17 protein-coding genes are annotated in these 17,534 nt (G+C 59.1%); all 17 read left to right on the forward strand.

What is annotated here, in order from left to right; all coding sequences use genetic code 11:
* The first annotated feature begins 95 nt into the window (after window positions 1-95).
* The 17 genes from rpsB to L3J03_02020 all read left to right on the forward strand — a co-directional run bounded on the left by rpsB (window position 96) and on the right by L3J03_02020 (window position 17,351).
* Window positions 96-899 carry a 30S ribosomal protein S2 gene (rpsB, locus tag L3J03_01940; protein MCF6289755.1) on the forward strand — a complete coding sequence of 268 codons (804 nt, stop codon included), beginning with the start codon at window positions 96-98 and terminating at the stop codon, window positions 897-899.
* A 77-nt stretch (window positions 900-976) separates the two neighbouring features.
* Entirely contained in the window at window positions 977-1,570 is a 594-nt protein-coding gene (gene tsf, locus L3J03_01945) for a translation elongation factor Ts (protein ID MCF6289756.1), read from the forward strand.
* Between the two features lie 339 nt (window positions 1,571-1,909).
* Window positions 1,910-2,638, forward strand: a complete 729-nt coding sequence (pyrH, locus tag L3J03_01950) for a UMP kinase (protein ID MCF6289757.1) — start codon at window positions 1,910-1,912, stop codon at window positions 2,636-2,638.
* Window positions 2,628-3,185 carry a ribosome recycling factor gene (gene frr / locus L3J03_01955; GenBank protein MCF6289758.1) on the forward strand — a complete coding sequence of 186 codons (558 nt, stop codon included), beginning with the start codon at window positions 2,628-2,630 and terminating at the stop codon, window positions 3,183-3,185. The genes pyrH and frr overlap by 11 nt, the downstream gene beginning before the upstream one ends.
* Window positions 3,186-3,312: 127 nt before the next feature.
* Window positions 3,313-4,077, forward strand: coding sequence for an isoprenyl transferase (locus L3J03_01960; protein ID MCF6289759.1), 765 nt, complete (start codon window positions 3,313-3,315; stop codon window positions 4,075-4,077).
* Entirely contained in the window at window positions 4,074-4,877 is an 804-nt protein-coding gene (locus tag L3J03_01965; protein MCF6289760.1) for a phosphatidate cytidylyltransferase, read from the forward strand. The genes L3J03_01960 and L3J03_01965 overlap by 4 nt, the downstream gene beginning before the upstream one ends.
* Before the next feature lie 5 nt (window positions 4,878-4,882).
* A complete protein-coding gene (locus L3J03_01970; GenBank protein MCF6289761.1) occupies window positions 4,883-6,079 on the forward strand; it encodes a 1-deoxy-D-xylulose-5-phosphate reductoisomerase in 1,197 nt (398 codons plus the stop codon).
* Window positions 6,080-7,156 carry an RIP metalloprotease RseP gene (gene rseP, locus L3J03_01975; protein MCF6289762.1) on the forward strand — a complete coding sequence of 359 codons (1,077 nt, stop codon included), beginning with the start codon at window positions 6,080-6,082 and terminating at the stop codon, window positions 7,154-7,156.
* A 72-nt stretch (window positions 7,157-7,228) separates the two neighbouring features.
* Complete coding sequence (tsaB, locus tag L3J03_01980) at window positions 7,229-7,966, forward strand: tRNA (adenosine(37)-N6)-threonylcarbamoyltransferase complex dimerization subunit type 1 TsaB (protein ID MCF6289763.1); 738 nt, start codon at window positions 7,229-7,231, stop codon at window positions 7,964-7,966.
* A 12-nt stretch (window positions 7,967-7,978) separates the two neighbouring features.
* Window positions 7,979-9,055 carry a flavodoxin-dependent (E)-4-hydroxy-3-methylbut-2-enyl-diphosphate synthase gene (ispG, locus tag L3J03_01985; protein MCF6289764.1) on the forward strand — a complete coding sequence of 359 codons (1,077 nt, stop codon included), beginning with the start codon at window positions 7,979-7,981 and terminating at the stop codon, window positions 9,053-9,055.
* A 165-nt stretch (window positions 9,056-9,220) separates the two neighbouring features.
* Complete coding sequence (locus L3J03_01990) at window positions 9,221-10,945, forward strand: proline--tRNA ligase (GenBank protein ID MCF6289765.1); 1,725 nt, start codon at window positions 9,221-9,223, stop codon at window positions 10,943-10,945.
* Between the two features lie 17 nt (window positions 10,946-10,962).
* Entirely contained in the window at window positions 10,963-13,116 is a 2,154-nt protein-coding gene (locus L3J03_01995; GenBank protein ID MCF6289766.1) for a bifunctional (p)ppGpp synthetase/guanosine-3',5'-bis(diphosphate) 3'-pyrophosphohydrolase, read from the forward strand.
* 5 nt (window positions 13,117-13,121) lie between these two features.
* A complete protein-coding gene (locus tag L3J03_02000; protein ID MCF6289767.1) occupies window positions 13,122-13,757 on the forward strand; it encodes a hypothetical protein in 636 nt (211 codons plus the stop codon).
* A gap of 498 nt (window positions 13,758-14,255) precedes the next feature.
* Complete coding sequence (locus L3J03_02005; protein ID MCF6289768.1) at window positions 14,256-15,206, forward strand: aldolase catalytic domain-containing protein; 951 nt, start codon at window positions 14,256-14,258, stop codon at window positions 15,204-15,206.
* A 47-nt stretch (window positions 15,207-15,253) separates the two neighbouring features.
* Complete coding sequence (locus L3J03_02010) at window positions 15,254-15,556, forward strand: polyhydroxyalkanoic acid system family protein (protein MCF6289769.1); 303 nt, start codon at window positions 15,254-15,256, stop codon at window positions 15,554-15,556.
* Window positions 15,557-15,856: 300 nt separating this feature from the next.
* On the forward strand, window positions 15,857-16,489 hold the full coding sequence (locus tag L3J03_02015) for a hypothetical protein (protein MCF6289770.1): 633 nt from the start codon (window positions 15,857-15,859) through the stop codon (window positions 16,487-16,489).
* The gene (locus tag L3J03_02020; GenBank protein MCF6289771.1) at window positions 16,482-17,351 is read left to right on the forward strand and encodes a nucleotidyl transferase AbiEii/AbiGii toxin family protein; all 870 of its coding nucleotides are present in this window, start codon (window positions 16,482-16,484) and stop codon (window positions 17,349-17,351) included. The genes L3J03_02015 and L3J03_02020 overlap by 8 nt, the downstream gene beginning before the upstream one ends.
* The last annotated feature ends 183 nt before the right edge of the window (window positions 17,352-17,534 follow it).

The raw sequence follows: 17,534 nt of genomic DNA on the forward strand, positions 1-17,534 counted from the left end.
CAAAAACACACATCCCTATTTTATCGCCCGCTGGTGCCTTGGTAACGAGGTCGGGCCCCGGGATGGAGGAAACAACCAAAACAGGAGGAACAGCAATGGCTTATGTAACAATGAAACAGATGCTTGAGGCCGGGCTCCATTTCGGTCATCTGACCAGGAGATGGAACCCCAAGATGCGGCCCTATATCTACGGACCGCGCAATGGCATCTATATCATCAACCTTGATAAAACCATGCGGCTGTTCAACACGGCCTATGAATATATCGTGTCCGAGGTCGCCCGGGGCGGCTCCATTCTCTTTGTCGGCACCAAGCGTCAGGCCCAGGAGATTATCAAGGAGGAGGCCGAGCGTTGCGGGATGTACTTCATCAACCATCGCTGGCTGGGCGGCACCCTGACCAATTTTCAGACCATCAAGAAGAGCATTGACCGGCTGAAGAGTATCGAGGCAATGCAGGAGGACGGTTCGATCAACCGGTTTCCCAAGAAGGAGATCCTGTTGATGGGCAAGGAACAGATCAAGCTCAACCGCAACATCGGCGGGATCAAGCTGATGAAGGGCTTGCCCGCGGCGGTGTTCGTGGTCGATCCCCGCCGGGAGCAGATCGCGGTCAACGAGGCGGTCAAGCTGGGAATCCCGGTTGTCGGCCTGGTGGATACCAACTGTGACCCGGACGGCATCGCCTATTTGATTCCCGGCAATGACGACGCCATCCGGGCCATCAAGCTGATTGTTTCCAAGATGGCCGACGCGGTGCTGGCCGGCCAGGCCCGGGTTGCCGAGGACGGTGGCGCTGGTTCGGAAATGGAGGCCGCAATGGCGTCTCAGGAGGCGGCCGAGGGCGAGGCGGCGGCCGGTGAAAACGGGGCTGGCAGCGATGCGCCGGCCGCGGCCTGAAACCGGTCCGGGTTTGTTGGGTTGAACTGAATGAAAATGATATGAATTAGACATATCGGGTGCAAGGAGAAGCAGCGGTGAAGATTACAAGTACAATGGTAAAGGAACTCCGGGACAAGACCAGTTCCGGGATGATGGACTGCAAGAAGGCGCTGACCGAAACCGGGGGCGACATGGAAAAGGCAGTGGATCTGCTCCGCCAGAAGGGACTGGCCGTGGCCCGGAAGCGGGCCGGCCGCTCAACCAGCGAGGGGGTGATCGAGACCTATATCCATGCCGGCGCCAAGCTGGGGGTAATGGTCGAGGTGGGTTGCGAGACCGATTTTGTCGCCAAGACCGATGAGTTCCGTAAATTCGCCCGTGACATGGCCATGCACATTGCTGCCGCCAATCCGCTGGCGATTAGCCGCGAAGAGGTGCCGGCCGAGGAAGCGGCCCGGGAACAGGAGATCTACAAGCAGCAGGCCCTTGATTCCGGCAAGCCGGAGAATATCGTTGAAAAGATCGTCTCCGGCAAGATGGACAGGTATTTTTCCGAGGTCTGTCTGCTGGAGCAGAAATTTGTCAAGAACCCGGACCTGTCGGTACAGGACCTGTTGAACGAGTTGATCGCCAAGATGGGTGAGAATATCGGCATCAAGCGGTTTGCCCGTTTCCAGGTCGGGGCATAGTTGTTATCATAACTAACCAGCATGGCTGGACCATGATTTCTGGGCCGCGGCCATAAGCAACAATGAAAATCTCCCCGGACAGCGGGCTTGGTCCGGCACGGCTTTTATATAAATTACAGGGACACTGACTCTGCCTGATCAATACCCCGTAACCGTTCACCGGCCATGCGAAAGAGGCCCACAATCTCAGGCCGGTAACCGTTCAGCAGTGCTGCAGATTTGTTCGTTTAGGCTTTTGAGCTATAGTTCCTCTATGTGAGAAGGCCAAAACGGACGAAGATGTGGTGCTGCTGAACGGTTACAATACCCCAACCCTGGCAACCAGTAAAAGGCGGCGGCATGGAACAAACCAAGTTTTCCCGGGTGGTGCTGAAGCTCAGCGGTGAAGCCCTGATGGGCGCCACCTCCTTCGGGATCAGCACCGAGGTTCTGGACTATGTGGCCGACGAGGTCAAAAGCGTGACCGAACAGGGGGTGCAGCTGGGCCTGGTGGTCGGGGCCGGCAATATCTTTCGCGGGGTGGCCGGGGCCTCAAAGGGAATGGATCGCAGCGCCGCCGACAACATGGGGATGCTGGCCACGGTGATCAACAGCCTGGCCATGCAGGATGCCATGGAACGGCGGGGGGTGGTCACCCGGGTGATGTCCGCCTTTCCCATGCCCAGTGTCTGCGAGCCCTATATCCGCCGCAAGGCCATCCGCCACATGGAAAAGGGGCGGGTGGTGATCTTTGCCGCCGGGATCGGCACGCCCTATTTTACCACCGACACCGCGGCGGTGATCCGGGCCCTGGAGATCGAGGCCGACCTGATCTGTAAGGCGACCCGGGTGGACGGGGTCTATGACCGGGACCCGCTCAAGGAGCCCGGGGCGATCAAGTTCGACACCCTTTCCTACAGCGAGGTACTCAACCGGGGCCTCAAGGTGATGGATGCCGCCGGCATCTCTCTGGCCAGGGATAACCGGATCCCGATAATCGTGCTTGATATGAACAAGCCTGGAAACATTCTCGATGCTATCCGCGGCGGTGGCAACGGGACCTTGGTGCAAGGGGGAGATGATGGATAGTCAGCTGAAGAACCTGTCGGCAAAGATGGAGAAATCCCTGGACGCCTTTCGCGCCGAGCTTGGCAGGATCCGCACCGGCCGGGCCTCCCTGTCCCTGTTGGACGGGATCAAGGTGGAGGCCTACGGTTCGTTGATGCCGCTCAACCAGGTGGCGACCATGACCATCCCGGAGACCCGGATGATCGTGATTCAGCCATGGGACCCGCAGATGCTCGGCGCGGTGGGCAAGGCGATACTGAAATCCAACCTGGACCTGACCCCGGCCAATGACGGCAAGGTGATCCGGATCAATATCCCGCAGCCCACCGAAGAGCGGCGCAAGGATCTGGTTAAACAGGTGAAGAAGATTGCCGAGGAGTACCGGGTGGCGGTCCGCAACCTGCGCCGGGAGGCCAATGATACCTTCAAGAAGATGAAGAAGGACAAGGAGATATCCGAGGACGATATGTTCAAGGGGCAGGAGTTGGCCCAGAAAACAACCGATCAGTTCATCAAGAGCATTGACCGGATCGCCGCGGACAAGGAAAAAGAGGTCATGGAGGTCTAGGTATTGCGTCACTTCTTCTTGAAGGGACACTGGTGAGTCCTCCCCGGGTTTCCCTGGCCCGTTTCATGGTTTTCCCTCTCGCCTTCTTCCTTTCTGCCGCTGCTGTCTGTTCGAGCGCCCCGACACTATGCCAGATACCTCTGCAATCGATCCCAACATAGTTCCCCGTCATGTGGCCATTATCATGGATGGCAACGGCCGGTGGGCCAGGCAGCGTGGTCTGCCCCGGGTAATGGGCCACAAGGTCGGCTCGGAATCGGTCAAGGAGATCATCCGGGCGGCCAAGGAGATGGGGATCTCTTTCCTCACCCTGTATGCCTTTTCCACCGAGAACTGGCAGCGGCCGGCCCTTGAGGTTAAGGCCCTGATGGGGTTGCTGAAGAGTTATCTCCTGGACGGGCTGGCCAACCTGAAGGAGAACCGGATCAGCCTCCGGGCCCTGGGCCGGATCGACGGGCTGCCCCCTGATGTGCGCAAGATTCTGTACCGTACGATCGATGAAACCGCCGAGGCGGCCGGCATTGACCCGGCATTGACCCTGAACCTGGCCCTGAATTACGGGGCCCGGGCCGAGATCGTCGAGGCGGTAAGACAGCTGGCCGGCAAGTGCCGGCGCGGTGAGTTGGTCCCGGACCAGATCAGCGAAGAGATGATCAGCGCCCATCTGTATACCAGGGGACAGCCGGACCCCGACCTGATCATCCGCACCGGCGGCGAGTCGCGGCTAAGTAATTTTCTGCTCTGGCAGGGTTCCTATGCCGAGTTTTACATCACCGAGACCAAGTGGCCGGATTTTCGGAGGGACAGCCTGATTGCCGCGATCCTTGATTTCCAGAACCGGGAACGGCGGTTCGGTAAAACCGGGGGCCAGGTACGGCCGGACAACCGATGAAGCGAATTCTTACAGGGGTGGTCCTGGGCGGGGCCTGGTTCTGGTTGCTGCTCAAGGGGTCGTTTGTGATCTTCTGGCTGGTGATGGTCGCGGCCGGAGCGATTGTCCTGTATGAGTATGCCCGGATGGTATTGTCCGACACTGAGCCCGGATATGCGGGCTGGCTGGTGGCCCTTGGCCTCGGACCCTTGATCGGCTCTTATTCCGGGAGTCTGGCCGTCACTGCCGCCGGGCTCTTTCTTGGCTGGTTCCTGCTGATCGCCCTGGGCCTGCTGCGCTACCGGCAGCTCGGTTCGGGGCTTGATTTCCTGGCCCGGACGGGGTTTGGTTTTCTCTATCCCGGTTTTTGTATCGCCCACCTGGTCCTGCTTCGGGCCCAGCCCCAGGGGGTATCCTGGTTGCTGGCGCTCACCGCGCTGACCATTGCCTCGGATACCGGGGCCTATTATGCCGGCCACTGGTTCGGCAGGCGTAAACTCTGCCCGGCGATCAGTCCGGGCAAGACCGTGGCCGGGGCTCTGGGCGGCCTGGCGGCCGGCACCCTGGCCGGGGCCGGCCTGGTTGTTTTTCTGTTTCCGGAACTGGACCGGCTGGTTGTTGTTGCCGCGGCCCTGGTCCTGGTCTGTGTCGGGGTAATGGGCGATCTGCTTGAATCAATGCTCAAACGTTCCGTTGGGGTCAAGGATTCCGGCACCATACTTGCCGGCCACGGCGGGCTCCTGGACCGGATTGACAGCCTGCTTCTGGCGGGTCCGTTCCTTTTCTATCTGCTCTGTTTCGGCCGGATGGCCGCTTTTTGATTATGATAAAAAAAATTTCCATCCTGGGCTCAACCGGGTCCATCGGCACCAATGTCCTGGATCTGGTGGCCCGGTTTCCCGGGCGGTTCCAGGTCGAGGGGCTGGCCGCGGGCAGCAATATCAGCCTGCTCCGTGAGCAGATCGCCCGGTTTTCGCCCCGTCTGGTTTCAGTGGCCGCGCCGGAGACCGCGGCAGACCTGATCGCCTCGCTGCCCGCCGGCTGGGGTGACCGGGTGGTCTGCGGCCCGGAGGGCAACCAACAGGTGGCGGTCATTGATACGGTGGAAATGGTGGTCTCGGCCATTGTCGGGGCTGCCGGACTGCTGCCGACCCTGGCCGCCATCCGGGCCGGCAAGGATGTTGCCCTGGCCAATAAGGAAACCCTGGTGATGGCCGGCTCCCTGGTAATGGAGGAGGTCCGCCGCCAGGGAGTGAACCTGCGGCCGGTGGACAGCGAACACAGCGCAGTGTCCCAGGCCCTGGCCGCCGGCCGCCGGCAGGACCTGGCCCGGATTATTCTTACCGCCTCCGGCGGCCCGTTCCGCAATTTCTCCACTTCCGAACTGTGGGATGTTTCCCCGGAACAGGCCCTGGCTCATCCCAACTGGGAGATGGGCCGGAAGATATCGATCGATTCCGCCACCCTGATGAACAAGGGGCTGGAGGTTATCGAGGCCCGCTGGCTCTTTGACGTGGAACTGGACCGGATCAAGGTGGTGGTGCATCCCCAGAGTATCGTCCATTCCCTGGTCGAGTTTGTTGACGGTTCAATGGTGGCCCAGATGGGGATGCCGGACATGCGGGGTCCCATCGGCTATGCCCTGTCCTATCCGGAAAGGCTGGACCCGGGGCTGCCCCGGCTGGACCTGCTTAGCTGCGGGAAACTCGGTTTTCAGGCCCCTGATCTTGAGCGGTTCCCGGCCCTGGCCCTGGCCTACGAGGTCTGCCGCCAGGGCGGCACCCTGCCGGCGGTGATGAACGCGGCCAACGAGGTGGCGGTGTCCGCCTTTTTAGACCGCCGGATCCGTTTTCCGGAGATCGCCCGGGTGGTCCGGGACACGGTCGCTGCTTTGCCCGGTGAGCGGATCACCGAGGTGCGGGTGGTGCTGGCCGCCGACCTGGCCGCCAGGAGCCGGGCCGAGGCATTGATCGAGGCAATTGACAGAAATCAGAAAACAGAAGACATAGGACGGAACCAATAGATGACTACCCTGTTTTCCTTTATCGTTGTACTGGGACTGCTGATCTTTGTCCATGAGTTCGGCCATTTTCTGATGGCAAAGCTGTTTCGTGTCCGGGTGCTCAAGTTTTCCCTGGGGTTCGGCCCCACCCTGTTCGGCACCCGTTACGGCGAAACCGAGTATGTGGTGAGCGCGATCCCCCTGGGCGGCTACGTCAAGATGTTCGGGGAAAGCCCGGCGGCCGGCGATGAGGTCGCGGTTGCGGACGCCCCCTATTCCTTTTCCATGAAACCGGTCTGGCAGCGGTTTCTGATCGTGGCCGGCGGCCCGGTCTTCAACCTGTTGTTTGCCGCTTTTCTTTTTTCCCTTATCTTCGGGATACACGGCATCCCCGAGCCGGTGGACACCACCAGGATCGGCGCGGTGGGCCAGGATACCCCGGCGGCCCGGGCCGGGCTCGAGGCCGGCGACGTGATCGTGGCCCTGGACCATGAGCCGGTCGCCAGTTGGGAAGATCTGTCGCAACGGATCATGGACAGCCATGGCCAACCGATGCTCTTTACCCTGCTCCGCGGGGAGGAGCGGATCGAGGTCAGTCTGGAGCCGGCGATGAGTCCGATCAAGGATATCTTCGGGGCCAAGGTCGGCGAACGGTACATGGTCGGGATCTCCCGGGCCGAGGAGGTGGTCTACAACAAGGTCTCGCTGGGATCCGCCCTGCTGGCCGGGGTGGAGCAGACCTGGAGCTGGATCTATCTTACGGTGGTGGGCATTGTCAAGATCATCCAGAAGGTGGTGCCGGCCTCGGAACTGGGCGGCCCGATCCTGATCGCCCAGATGGCCGGCAAGCAGCTGGAGGCGGGCTGGACCAATTTCCTCTACTTCATGGCAGTGATCAGTGTCAATCTCGGCATACTCAACCTGTTGCCGATTCCGATCCTTGACGGCGGCCACCTGGTGTTCTTCTCGGTGGAGGCGATCATGCGCAGACCGGTAAGTCTCAGAACCATGGAGATTTTTCAGCAGATCGGCATGGTCCTGCTCGGCACCCTGATGATTTTCGCCTTTTATAACGATCTGGCCCGGCTGTTCCAATAACCCTGTCCCTGCCCGCGGAGATGGTGGTTAACCATTAACCTCCTGCTGCGCGCCTTTTCCGGTGATATTTCCATGGCAATTCACGGTACCGGCCGGATGACCTGTCAACCGCCCCTGCTTCTGGCCCTGGAGACCGCCACCATGTGCGGCAGCGTGGCCCTGGTCGCTGCTGATCGCTGCATCGGCGAATATACCCTCCAGACCGGCCGGACCCATTCGAAAGGGCTCCTGCCCGGGATTCAGTGGCTGCTTGGCCAGGCGGGCCTGGATTGGGATGCGCTGGCCGGGATTGCGGTCAGCATCGGGCCGGGCAGTTTTACCGGGCTGCGGATCGGCTTGAGCACGGCCAAGGGGCTGGCCCTGGCCCTGGACAGACCCCTGATCGGGGTGGCCACCCTGGACGGGCTGGCAGCCCAGTTTCCCGGGGTCGAACAGTTGGTCTGCCCGGTACTTGATGCCAGGAAAAAAGAGGTATATGCTGCGCTGTACCGGGGTTCTGGCAAGGAGGGCTGTGAGCGGGTCAGTGATTATCTGGTGCTGCCGCCGGCAGAACTCTGCGCCCGGATCAGCGGGCCGGTGCTGCTGGCCGGTGACGGGATTGCGGTGCATGGCGATTTGTTCAAGGAGTTGTTGGCTGGCCGGGCGATTTTCGTGCGGCCGGGCCAGGTCTTCCCCCGGGCCGCGACCATCGGCATGCTGGCGATTGCCAAATACCGGGCCGATGATTTTCTCGACCCGGTACTGGCGGCGCCTGTCTATGTCCGGGCCCCGGAGGCGGAGCTGCTGTTCGGCGGAAAAAAGGGGAAATAGGTTGTGGTGAGCATGCGGAGCCGACGGAAAACCAGACAGATCATGGTGGGATCGGTGCCCATCGGCGGTGACGCGTTGATCGCGGTCCAGTCGATGACCAATACCGATACCCGGGAGGTGGAGGCCACCGTGGCCCAGATCCAGCAACTGGAGCGGGCCGGCTGCGAGATTATCCGGGTGGCGGTGGTGGACATGGAGGCGGCCCGGGCGATCCGGGCGATCCGCGACCGGATCGCCATCCCCCTGATCGCTGATATCCATTTTGATGCCCGCCTGGCCGTGGCCTCCATGGAGCACGGGGCCCAGGCGGTCCGGATCAACCCCGGCAATATCGGCGGCCCGGCCCGGCTGGCCCGGGTGGTGGATGCGGCCCGGCAGCAGGGGGCGGCCATCCGGGTCGGGGTCAACAGCGGTTCCCTGGAAAAGGATATCCTCAAAAAATACGGCCACCCGGTGCCCCATGCCCTGGTCGATAGCGGGCTGCGCAATATCCGTTTGCTCGAAAAGCTGGGCTTTGAGCAGATCAAGATCTCGCTCAAGTCGTCAAACGCCATGGCCACAGTGGCGGCCTATCGGTTGATGGCCGAGCGCTGTGACTATCCCCTGCATCTCGGGGTCACCGAGGCCGGCGGCTTGATCGCCGGCACGGTCAAGTCCAGCGTGGCCCTGGGTATCTTGCTCAACGAGGGGATCGGCGACACCTTGCGGATCTCGTTGACCCGGGACCCGGTTGAGGAGATCCGGGTGGGTTTTGAGCTGCTCCGGGCCCTTGATATCCGTCACCGGGGCCCGGAACTGGTCTCCTGCCCCACCTGCGGCCGTTGCGAGATCAATCTCTTCAACCTGGCCGAAGCAGTGGAGCGTCACCTGCAGACCATGGAACAACCGCTCAAGGTGGCGGTGATGGGCTGCGTGGTCAACGGTCCGGGCGAGGCCCGGGAGGCGGATATCGGCCTGGCCGGCGGCAGGGGGGTGGGCATTATCTTCAAGAAGGGCAAGCTGTTTAAAAAGGTCAGCGAGGATGAACTGCTGCCCGCCTTTCTCGCTGAACTGGACGGGATGGCGAAGCAGAAGACAGAGGATGGATGACAGAGGACAGAGGACAGAGGACAGAGGACGGATGACAGAGGACGGAAGACAGTGAAAAGATAGTTATTTGTTAATGGTAACCGCGTGTTATAATTTTTTAACCAATAACCAATAACAGGCCGGTCCAGACAAGACCCTCTACCGTGATAAAAGAAGGAATATCGAATGCGTTATTCTAAACTGCTGTTGCCGACCTTGAAAGAGACCCCGGCCGAGGCCGAGGTGGTGAGTCACCGGCTGCTGCTCCGGGCCGGATTTATCCGCAAGCTGGCCTCCGGGATCTATACCTACCTGCCCCTGGGGCTGGCAACGATCCGCAAGGTGGAGCAAATCGTCCGTGAGGAGATGAACCGGGCCGGGGCCCAGGAACTGTTGATGCCCATGGTCCAGCCGGCCGATCTCTGGCAGGAATCAGGCCGGTGGAACAAGTATGGCCCGGAACTCCTCCGTTTCCACGACCGGCATGAACACCAGAGCTGTCTCGGTCCCACCCACGAAGAGGTGGTCACCGACCTGGTGCGGCGCGAGGTCCATTCCTACCGGGATCTGCCCCTGAACCTCTATCAGATCCAGACCAAGTTCCGGGACGAGATCAGGCCGCGTTTCGGGCTGATGCGGGGCCGGGAGTTCATCATGAAGGACGCCTACAGTTTTGACGTGGACGACCGGGGGGCCGAGGTCAGCTACCAGGCGATGTATGACGCCTACCAGCGGATCTTTACCCGCTGCGGCCTCTCCTTCCGGGCGGTGGAGGCGGATACCGGCACCATTGGCGGCAGTTCCTCCCACGAGTTCATGGTGCTGGCTGAAACCGGCGAGGATACCCTGGTGATCTGCAAGGAGTGCAGCTATGCCGCCAACATGGAAAAGGCCCGGGTCCGGCCGCCGGAGGCCCCGGCCGGGCCGGTTGAATTGCGGCCCATGGAAAAGGTGGAGACCCCGGGCAAGCGCAAGGTGGCCGCGGTGACCGGATTTCTGGGGATCACCCCGCGGCAGCTGGTCAAGACCATGGTCTTTCTGGTTGACGGCAAACCGGTGGCCGTGCTGCTCCGCGGCGACCGCGAGGTGCAGCCGGTCAAGCTGAAAAATCTGTTTAATGCGCTGGAGGTGGAACTGGCCGACGATGACCAGGTCTTTAAGATCACCGGGGTGGCCACCGGCTATCTCGGTCCGATCGGGCTCAACATCGAGGTGGTGGCGGACCGGGAGGTCATGGAGATGCGTAATTTCGCCATTGGCGCCAATGAGAAGAATTTTCACCTGATCAATGTCAATATCGGCCGCGACCTCACCGTGGCCAGGCAGGCCGATCTGCGCCAGGCCACGGCCGAGGATCGCTGCGTGGCCTGCGGCGGACAGCTGGAGTTGACCAAAGGCATCGAGGTCGGCCATATCTTCAAGCTGGGCGATGTCTACAGCAAGAGGCTCAAGGCGGTGTTCCAGGACAGCCGGGGCAAGGAACTGCCCTTTGTGATGGGCTGTTACGGGATCGGGGTCAGCCGGGTGGTGGCCGCGGCCATTGAACAGAACAATGATAAGGACGGGATCATCTTTCCCCTGCCCATTGCCCCCTGCCAGGTGGTGATCCTTGATCTCGGCGGCAAGGACCAGGCGATCAGCCGCGCGGCCGACACCCTGTATCACCAGTTGCTCGACCACGGCCTGGAGGTGCTGCTGGACGACCGCGGGGAACGGCCCGGAATCAAGTTCAAGGATGCCGACCTGATCGGCATCCCCTATCGGCTCACGGTGGGCAGGAGATTTGCCGGGGACGGCACCATCGAACTCCGCCGCCGGGCCGACGGCCGTACCGAAACCATGCCCCTGGACAAGGCTGCCGGGCGGCTGTCAGCCATGATCCGGGAGGAACTGGCCGGGATGACGCCGTGAGCAGCGGGCAGTAAGTAATGGCGACTATTGAGCAGATCATCGACCTGGCCGGCAGGCATCTGGAAAAAGAGGAACTCGTGGTCCTGGAAAAGGGCTACGAGTACGCGCTCAAGATCTACAGCGGCAAAAAGCACCTCTCGTCCGGCAAGCCCTATATCACCCATGCCCTGGAGGTCTGTTTCATCCTGAGCCAGATGCGGCTTGATCGCAAGACGCTGCTGGCCGGGCTCCTGCACGGGGTGCTCAAGGAGGACCCCTCCCTCTCCTTTCGCGAACTGAGCGATCTGTTCGGCAATGATGTCGCCAATATCGTCCGCGGCGCCACCAAGATTACCAACGTCAAGTTTGACAGCCGGCAGACCTACCAGGCTGAAAACGTCAGGAAGCTGCTCCTGGCCATGGCCTCTGATCTGCGGGTACTCCTGGTCAAGCTGGCCGACCGGCTCCATGACATGCGTTCCTTTGCCCTGAACGACCGAAGCCGGGAACTGGCCATGGCCCAGGAAACCATGGAGCTTTATGCGCCCCTGGCCAGCCGGCTGGGTATCGACTGGATGAAGCGGGAGCTGGAGGACCTGGCCTTCAGCTTCCTGCAGCCCGACGAGTACCAGGATCTGCGGCAACGGGTGGCAAGTTCCACCGCCGACCGTGAGACCTATGTGGAAGAGGTGATCGGTATCCTTCGCCGCAAGTTGGCCGAGAACAATGTTGTTGACTGCGAGATCATCGGCCGGCCCAAGCATCTTTACTCCATCTACAAGAAGATCATCGCCCAGAAGATTCCCCTGGAAAAGGTCTACGACAAGGTGGCCTTCCGGATCATCGTCAACACGGTCAAGGAGTGCTACCAGGCCCTGGGGGTGGTCCATGAAAACTGGGCCCCGGTACCGGGCCGGATCAAGGATTTCATCAGCAGCCCCAAGGCCAACAACTACCAGTCGATGCACACCACCGTGCTCGGGCCGCGCAAAGAGTTCATGGAGGTGCAGATCCGCACCAGGGATATGGACCGGGTGGCCCAGGAGGGGATTGCCGCCCACTGGGCCTACAAGGAAGGGCAGGCGGTCAGCGCCCGGGACGCCAAGGTGTTCAAGAGCTTGAAACAGCTGGTCCACTGGCTGCAGGAGTTGAAAGACCCCAGGGAGTTTCTCGATTCGGTGCGGGACGAGCTTTTTGAGCCGGATGTCTACTGTCTGACCCCCATGGGCGAGGTCAAGGAACTGCCCCTGGGCAGCACCCCGATCGACTTCGCCTACCTGATCCATACCGAGGTCGGCGACCACTGCAGCGGCGCCAAGGTGAACAACCGGATCGTGCCGCTCAAGTACCGGCTCCAGAACGGCGACAAGGTGGAGATAATCACCTCGGCCAAGCAGAAGCCGCGCCGGGGCTGGCTGTCGATCGTCCGGACCAGCCGGGCCAAGTCCCGGATCCGTCACTGGCTCCGGCAGGAGGAAAGGGAAAGGTCGATCAACGTCGGCCGGGAGATCTGCGAGCGGGAGTTGCGCAAGTACAACACCACCCTGAAGAAGATCATTCGCACCGGTCATATCAAGGAGCTGCTCAAGGGGCTGCGCTGCAACTCCCTGGAGGATCTCCTGGCCAAGGTCGGTTCGGGCGGGATCACGGTCAAGACCCTGATCCAGCAGATGCAGCCACCGGAGATAAGGGTTGCGGCGGAGAAACGGGCGGATGATCTCCAGATCCCGGCCGCGCGGGCGCAGCAGAGCGACGGCCAGAGCGCGATCGTGGTTCAGGGGATGGATGACATGCTGGTGCATATCAGTCAGTGCTGTCTGCCGGTGCCCGGTGACCAGATCATGGGGTTCATCACCACCGGCCGGGGGATCTCCATCCATAAGCAGGGCTGCGTCAACCTGCTGGCCACTGATCCCCTCCGGCGGGTGGAGGTGGCCTGGTCGGCCAAGGAACAGACCGTGCACCGGGCCCAGATCCGGCTGGTGACCGAGAACCGCAAGGGGATGTTGGCCGGGGTCAGCGCCCTGATCAGCAAGGAGGATGCCAATATCCTCGAGCTTGAGGTCAAGACCCGGCCGGACAATCTGGCCGCCTATCTGGTGGTGGTGGAGGTGGAGGGATTGTCCCAGCTCCAGCATCTGCTCCAGCACCTGCGGCAGCTGGCCGGGGTTATCGAGGCCCATCGCGCATGAGCGAGATGAACCGGCATTCCGGGCTTGAGTTGCAGCAGCCGGTGGTCGCCATCCTGCGCGGGGTGAAGGCGGATCTTTTTGCCGCGCTGCTGCCCCGGGCCTTTGCCGCCGGACTTGATGCCATGGAGGTGACCCTGAATACCCCGGGCGCGCTGGAGATGGTCGCCGGCTGCCGGCCCGGGGTCCCGGCCGGCAAATATCTGGGCATCGGCACCATCCGCAACCTGGCGGAGGCCGAACAGGCGGTGGCCGGCGGGGCGATGTTTCTGGTGACCCCCAACCTGGACCCGGCGGTGATCGAGTACGGCAGGTCCCAACAGGTGCCGGTGATTGTTGGCGCCCTGACCCCCACCGAGGTCTATGGGGCCTGGGCCGCCGGCGCGGCCATGGTCAAGGTCTTCCCTTGCGGCGCCATGGGCGGGGCCGGGTATATCCGCGACCTGCGCGGTCCCTTTGACCGGATTCCGCTGCTGCCGGTGGGCGGGGTTTCCCATGATACGGCGCCCGCTTATCTGGCCGCCGGGGCCCGGGCCGTGGGGGTGGGCGCATCGCTGTTCGGCAAAAAGGCCCTGGTTGACGGGGATATCGACCTGGCGGTGGCAAACCTGAAAAAATTTCTCAGGCGTTGTCAAACAGGTTGAGATGCGGTATAAAAATCAGCCTGGCGCGGAGGAGGCCGGTGAATCGAGCCGACCCGGTAGGCCGGCGGATCACCCCGACGCTGTGGACGTTTACTGGTCCCAGTTAAGGTTAAAGCCCCCGCCTTCAGGCGGGTAGATTTATCACTTCCAATGGAATCCGGTTGGAAGGGAAGAGTTTTTTTACTTCGTGCTCGTGAACGTGCTCGTGAACGTAAACGTGATCGAGACAAGAAAAAAATAAATATGTTGCGAGCAAGCAGGATGGATTATCAAGGAGAGTTGCTCGATAAATGGACTTGTCGTTCGCCAAAAGCACTTATGTTCGTGTACGAGTACGTTCACGAGCACGAGCACGAGCACGTCAAAAACGGGTCTTGGACCCGTATCCCGACTTTCAGTCGTTAAGTTAACCCACCGTCTTCAGACGATGGTTGTTTACTTCGGCGACCTGGGTGGGCCGCCCACCAGCGGCGGCAAGTCATTTTCAGAGAGGGAGTCATGTTCAGACCGGAGATCAAGGTAATTGACTGTACGGTCCGCGACGGCGGACTGATGAATAAATGGCAGTTCAAGGACGACTTTGTCCGTGACGTCTACCAGGCCCTGTGCGCGGCCGGGGTGGACTACATGGAGATCGGTTATCTCAGCTCGGAAAGCGCCTTTGACCGGAAGGAGTACGGCCCCTGGCGCTTCTGCGCCGAGGAGGACCTGCAACGAATCATCGGCGATGGCGAGAAGAAGATCAAACTTTCGGCCATGGCCGACATCGGCCGGATCGATTACGGCGATATCCCGCCGGCCGCGGAAAGCTCCCTGGATATGGTCCGGGTGGCCTGTTACGTCCACCAGGTGGACACGGCCATAGCCCTGGCCCACCATTGCCTGGACAAGGGCTATGAGGCGACCATCAACCTGATGGCGGTTTCCACCGTGGGCCTGCGCGACCTGAACGAGGCCCTGGACGACCTGTCCAGGAGCCGGGTGCCGATCATCTACCTGGTGGACAGCTTTGGTGCCTTTTACTGCGAGGATATCGAGACCCTGGCGGCCAAGTATTTTGAGCGGCTGCCCGGCAAGACCATCGGCATCCATTGCCACAACAACCAGCAACTGGCCTTTGCCAATACCATTGCCGGCATCATTGCCGGGATCAATTTTCTCGACGGCACCCTGTACGGCATCGGCCGCGGCGCTGGCAACTGCACCCTGGAACTGCTGCTCTCCTTTTTGAAAAACCCCAAGTTCAACGTGCGGCCGGTGATTCAGTGCATCGAAAAGCAGATCTTCCCCTGGGCCAGGAAGATCGACTGGGGCTATTCAGTGCCCTACATGGTGACCGGGGTGCTGAACCAGCATCCCCGCACCGCCATGGCCCATATGGAGTCGGATCACCAGGAAGAGATCACTGATTTCTACGATAAGACCACCTGCACCAACGAGGCGGTCTGATCCCTTACCCCCGGCCTTGAACCCTGACTGTTTTATTGAGGAAGAGTATGCCCAGTCTCAAGATGTCCCTGCCCCATAATCTTGTCCCTGATGAGGCTGAAGACCGGATCAAGGGTCTATGGGACGAGCTGAAGGAACAGCACGGTGACAAGATCAGCGACCTGAACGAATCATGGAGCAACAGCACCGGCTTCTTTTCCTTCAGGATGATGGGTTTTGCGGTCAAGGGGACCCTGGCGGTGCAGCCGGCCCAGGTGGTCCTGGAAGGGTCGATCCCCTTTCTCGCCCTGCCGTTCAAGGCAGAGATCGAAGAAACCATCCTGATCAAGGCGCAACAGATTTTGAGTTAGCCTTGCCCCTCCCTGCCTTGTCCTTGACAGGCAATCTCAGCCCCGGCCGACGCCCCAACCCGCCGGGAGAAACCCGGCACTCCTTTACCAGGCTTCATCCCAAAGGCATTCGCGGGGTTTTCAGTCCCGAGGAGATTCTTCGTTTTTCCAGAAAGCTTCTGGTCGTCTGGTCCGGATTTCTCACAAAAAAAATTACTGCAGGTAAGCGCGGACCCCGAAGTCGCTAAGCACCAAATTCTACTTTTTGTTGGAAACAATTGATTTAGTATGTTACCGTATGTGATACATACTGGATCGAAAATGGATATTATAGAATTAAAAAAGAGCATAACAGCTAAATATTTTGACTTTCAGAATCTCAAGACAGCTATTGTCGGCCAGGCTAACGAGCGTCGATTTATAGGCCGACTTATCAAGAAAGGCTATATCGTCAGGGTTAAGAAAGGCCTTTATGTCTGGGGGGAACAGCTGGATTCCGAGGGATATTCAAAAGAGATACTGGCCAACTTGATCTACGGGCCTTCCTATATCTCTCTTGAATCCGCTCTTTCTTTTCACGGCCTGATTCCTGAGCGGGTTGAAACTGTCACCTCGGTGACATTTAAAAAAAACAAGATGTTTAAAACTCCGGTTGGTTCTTTTGAATATGTCCATCTTTACAAAGGGGCGTATGCAACAGGAGTGAATCTTCACGTTATTAATCAGACTGAAAACTATCTCCTTGCCGGCCCTGAAAAAGCATTGCTTGATTATATTGCCCTGCGGGTGCGACGAATTGATTCTGATACCCACCTTGCTCAACTATTGAATGAAGATATTCGAATTGATCATGATGAATTTGCCCGGCTGAGAACTGATTTGTTGATACGGTATGGTGAATTTTACCGGTCAAGGGTGATTCGAAAGTTCATCAAAAAGGTCACGGATGGATAGTGCAATATTACAGATGCTTGATGAGTATGGTTGTCAAAGCGCTTCTGACTATGAAAACGCTTTAAAAGAGATAATGCAGGAAATTGCCCTGCTTGGTCTCTGGCGGGTGAAGTTTTATGAACACGCCTTGTTCTATGGCGGCAGTTGCCTACGGATTTTATACGGCCTCCCCAGATTTTCAGAAGACCTGGATTTTTCTCTGTTGAGAACAAATCTTGACTTTGATCTTTCGAAATATTATGCGGCCATCGTGGCGGAGCTGGAAGGTTTTGGCTTTGAGGTGGAAATAAAAACAAAAAACAGGACTGTTGATTCTCAAATAGACTCTGCCTTTATCAAGGCTGGAACAAGAATCAATTTTATCAAGATTAAAGTACCGGACAGACTCCTGGCGCGATTACACAGTAATCAGATTTTGAAAATCAAGATTGAAGTTGACCTTGATCCGCCCGGCAATCATGGGGTTGAAGTGAAGGATATCTTCAGGCCGATTCCCTTCCAGGTAAAGACCATGCCGCTTGCCGATCTGTTTGCCGGCAAGATACACGCGATTCTTGCCAGGAAATGGCAAACAAGAGTAAAGGGCAGGGATTATTATGATTACCTCTGGTATCTTGGCAGGAAATCTGCGCTTAACCTCAAGCATCTTGAAGCAAGGCTTCTGCAGAGTGGTCACTTTAACGGACCACTGACAATAGATATTTTTCAGGCAATGCTCTCCCGGAAATTTCAAGAAGTTGATATTGAAAAGGCTAAAATGGATATCGCCCCTTTTTTGAACGACAGGGAAAAGGCGGCGCTTGATTTATGGTCTAATGATTATTTTATGAAAACTGTTAAGAGCATTCAATGCAGCCCTTGAAGACAATTATCTGGATAGCCGCCCACAATTTAATGATATACATCTTATGATCACCGATTTTCGCGGAACGATATTCCCAAACTGCCACCATCCGCTCACACATGCATAACCAGTTGAATTTTCATGATTTGTTTGCGTACATCAATTACATTTCGCCTCTTTTTGTTATATCTTATGGCGATT

The organism is Desulfobacterales bacterium, from assembly GCA_021647905.1.
In the GTDB taxonomy this organism is placed as follows: Bacteria; Desulfobacterota; Desulfobulbia; order Desulfobulbales; family BM004; genus JAKITW01.

What these genes read in the sequence shown, in the direction of transcription:
- L3J03_01960 (MCF6289759.1), top strand. Translation starts at nt 3,313, where the DNA reads ATGCCAGATACCTCTGCAATCGATCCCAACATAGTTCCCCGTCATGTG.
- L3J03_02015 (MCF6289770.1), top strand. Translation starts at nt 15,857, where the DNA reads ATGGATATTATAGAATTAAAAAAGAGCATAACAGCTAAATATTTTGAC.
- L3J03_02020 (MCF6289771.1), top strand. Translation starts at nt 16,482, where the DNA reads ATGGATAGTGCAATATTACAGATGCTTGATGAGTATGGTTGTCAAAGC.
- L3J03_02000 (MCF6289767.1), top strand. Translation starts at nt 13,122, where the DNA reads ATGAACCGGCATTCCGGGCTTGAGTTGCAGCAGCCGGTGGTCGCCATC.
- rseP (MCF6289762.1), top strand. Translation starts at nt 6,080, where the DNA reads ATGACTACCCTGTTTTCCTTTATCGTTGTACTGGGACTGCTGATCTTT.
- L3J03_01965 (MCF6289760.1), top strand. Translation starts at nt 4,074, where the DNA reads ATGAAGCGAATTCTTACAGGGGTGGTCCTGGGCGGGGCCTGGTTCTGG.
- L3J03_02005 (MCF6289768.1), top strand. Translation starts at nt 14,256, where the DNA reads ATGTTCAGACCGGAGATCAAGGTAATTGACTGTACGGTCCGCGACGGC.
- rpsB (MCF6289755.1), top strand. Translation starts at nt 96, where the DNA reads ATGGCTTATGTAACAATGAAACAGATGCTTGAGGCCGGGCTCCATTTC.
- L3J03_01995 (MCF6289766.1), top strand. Translation starts at nt 10,963, where the DNA reads ATGGCGACTATTGAGCAGATCATCGACCTGGCCGGCAGGCATCTGGAA.
- ispG (MCF6289764.1), top strand. Translation starts at nt 7,979, where the DNA reads ATGCGGAGCCGACGGAAAACCAGACAGATCATGGTGGGATCGGTGCCC.
- L3J03_01990 (MCF6289765.1), top strand. Translation starts at nt 9,221, where the DNA reads ATGCGTTATTCTAAACTGCTGTTGCCGACCTTGAAAGAGACCCCGGCC.
- L3J03_02010 (MCF6289769.1), top strand. Translation starts at nt 15,254, where the DNA reads ATGCCCAGTCTCAAGATGTCCCTGCCCCATAATCTTGTCCCTGATGAG.
- frr (MCF6289758.1), top strand. Translation starts at nt 2,628, where the DNA reads ATGATGGATAGTCAGCTGAAGAACCTGTCGGCAAAGATGGAGAAATCC.
- pyrH (MCF6289757.1), top strand. Translation starts at nt 1,910, where the DNA reads ATGGAACAAACCAAGTTTTCCCGGGTGGTGCTGAAGCTCAGCGGTGAA.
- tsaB (MCF6289763.1), top strand. Translation starts at nt 7,229, where the DNA reads ATGGCAATTCACGGTACCGGCCGGATGACCTGTCAACCGCCCCTGCTT.